We start from the raw sequence: 2,693 nt of genomic DNA on the forward strand, positions 1-2,693 counted from the left end.
ACTTTAATGATGTTGGAGAAATGGTTGCTTCCGAAACTCCGGCCAGTACACTTTATTGGTCAGATACTTTTTATGTACCCGGTACCACCAAGATTGGAAATACGATTTTGAGAGTTGGAACCAGTTTAATGAATTTGGGAAATTATCCTTGTGGGCCAAATACGTATGGGGAATTTGAGGATTATCGACTCTTTATAACAGAAATGCTTCCTTTAATCATAAAATTAAAATCTCATGATTCACTGCTAATTGAACAATGTGAAAATTATATTGATAGTGGCTTCCATATTTATCGAGAATTTAATCCAATTGTTAAAATCGATACAATAACAAATTTGAATACCGCTTTAACAGGTCAATATTACTACACATATCGATTCACTGATTCAACAGGATTTGTTTTAGATGTCACTAGAACACTATTTGTAGTCCCCTTGTTAGATATTACAAAGGAGTTTTTCCTTACAGGAAATGCGATTGATTCGATTGAAGTATTTAATACTTATACCGATCCAGGTTATTTAACAAATCAAAATTGCACTATAATCAAGAGTGTAACTACAGCAGGAAGTGTTAATACCTCAATTGTAGGCTCATATAGCCTATATCATTTTCTGGAATCTTATATAGGACAAAAAGATACCGTTATCAGAGAAGTACGCGTAGTTGATCTAACTCCTCCATCCATATCGTTAAATGGATATGTGGACACTTCAATTATGGTTTATTCTATCTGGAATGATCCTGGAGCTAGCGTAAGCGACAATTATTATTCAGGATTAAATCCTGTGATTGTAGGCAAAGTTGAAACCGACACAATTGGTGATTATACATTGTATTACTCAAGTACAGATCCTTCTGGTAATTTTTCAGGAATACTAACACGATTGGTTCATGTTATTGATAATGAAAGCCCTGTGATTAAATCCAGTTTATACCAGAATGGTGACACAGTTTATATTGATGTTTTTGCAAGCTTTTACAGCCCCGCATTAACGGTAACAGATAATTATTTTACTGGCATAAATAAGAATCTACTGGGTAGCTACATTACCGCATTTGGAGAGAATGGTGTTGCAGATATTACAGGATGTTATACATGGATTTATGAAGCCACAGATAATTCGTCAAACAAAGCAGTTTTTCAATTAGTAATATGTGTTGAAGATAATGAATCACCTGTTATTGTTCTTCATGGCAATTCCATTGAAAATCTGGCAAGCCCAAAAGAATTGCTAGCTGATTCGTTTTCCGTCACTGATAATTATGATCAGAATATAACCGTTATTCGTAGTGGTGATTATTTCACGGATTATCTCTTGAATCATAATTTAGGATTTTATAGTATCTATTATAATGCAGAAGACCAGGCAGGCAATAAAGCTGTTCAACAAACGCGCTATATCAATGTCGACAAATTCAGTAGTTTGAAGGAATATAATCCTGAAAATAGCATATTACTTTACCCAAATCCCAATACTGGAGAATTTTTCATTCGATTTGATAATCAAATAAATGCTAAAATTGAAATAAAAATAGTTTCCGTTCTAGGTACTGAAGTATATTCTAATTCATTTAATATGGACGGAAGGAATGACGTTAAAATTGAACTCGTAGATATCAGTAATGGTCTATATTTTGTCCATATAATCAACGGAGCTATGGAACATACATGCAAGATCAATATAGAAAAATAGAAAACCCAATCATATTGTTTGATGGAATATGCAATTTGTGCAATTCCTCTGTACAATGGATCATAAAAAAGGATAATAAAACCAGCTTTCGTTTTGCTTCAATTCAATCGAAAGCTGGTATTTCTTTGTTATCTGAATGTGGTTTAACTAAAAATCAGCTTTATTCAATTGTTTTAATAGAAAACAATAGCTACAGAGATAAGTCTGATGCCATTATTCAAATTTGCGTTCTTATTGGCGGCATTTGGAAACTAGCTAAGATATTTCTGATTATCCCCAAAGTAGTAAGAGATTTATTATATGACTATATAGCTAAAAACCGATACAAATGGTTTGGAAAACGGAAGACTTGTATGCTTCCGAACGAAGATGTTTTATCTTTATTTCTCTAGTCTATTCAATAAGAAGTAAATCTGCAATATCTTCCAATTTGTTGGCCATGGGACTTGCATAAAAAAAGTCATAATTGCTGAATATTTCTAAACTATCAATTGTAATTTCAAATGTGGTCAAATTTTCACTACTTTTTTCATTTTTTAGTAAATATGCGATAGCCTTATTATCTGGCCAGGTTAAGTCAACTAATACTTTAAAGTAATAGCCCGGAACAGTTACTTCATTTTCGCCAATGATTTCAATATTGTCTTTAAACACCGGACCTGTGATTACCAGAATACTATCATTTTGCAAAACTAATTTTCGGACATGCTCTTCTAGTTTTTTCCAAACACCTCGATTAAAATAAGGTTTTTGTGGGCTCATATTACTCATGAAAAAGGACTCACTCATCACTTCCTTTGACCATTTCATATCAGCTGCTGGTGCAAGATGTCCCCTATCGTATCCACTACTTTTATAGTCTTTCAAACTTGCTGAGCCAGTAAGTATTTCAGGATCAGTTCTGAAATTATCTTTACGTTTTTCTGTTCCTAGGAGTTCTTCTTTTGTTAAAACATACATTACCCAGTTGGCTTGTTCGTGTCTTTCGTTATAGGA

General features: G+C 33.2%; 3 protein-coding genes. 2 read left to right on the plus strand and 1 reads right to left on the minus strand.

The features are described from left to right. Together HOG71_03830 and HOG71_03835 are read left to right on the plus strand one after the other, a co-directional pair. A partial coding sequence (locus HOG71_03830; GenBank protein ID MBT5989962.1) for a DUF5011 domain-containing protein occupies positions 1-1,697 on the plus strand: 1,697 nt, incomplete at its 5' end. After that, the gene (locus tag HOG71_03835; GenBank protein ID MBT5989963.1) at positions 1,673-2,089 is read left to right on the plus strand and encodes a DUF393 domain-containing protein; all 417 of its coding nucleotides are present in this window, start codon (positions 1,673-1,675) and stop codon (positions 2,087-2,089) included. The genes HOG71_03830 and HOG71_03835, both read left to right, overlap by 25 nt. 1 nt (position 2,090) lies before the next feature. Here the strand turns inward: HOG71_03835 and HOG71_03840 are convergent. Further along, on the minus strand, positions 2,091-2,693 hold a 603-nt coding region (locus HOG71_03840; protein MBT5989964.1), incomplete at its 5' end, for a DNA/RNA non-specific endonuclease.

This window comes from Bacteroidota bacterium, assembly GCA_018698135.1.
Lineage (GTDB): Bacteria > Bacteroidota > Bacteroidia > CAILMK01 > JAAYUY01 > JABINZ01.

What these genes read in the sequence shown, in the direction of transcription:
- HOG71_03835 (MBT5989963.1), top strand. Translation starts at nt 1,673, where the DNA reads ATGCAAGATCAATATAGAAAAATAGAAAACCCAATCATATTGTTTGAT.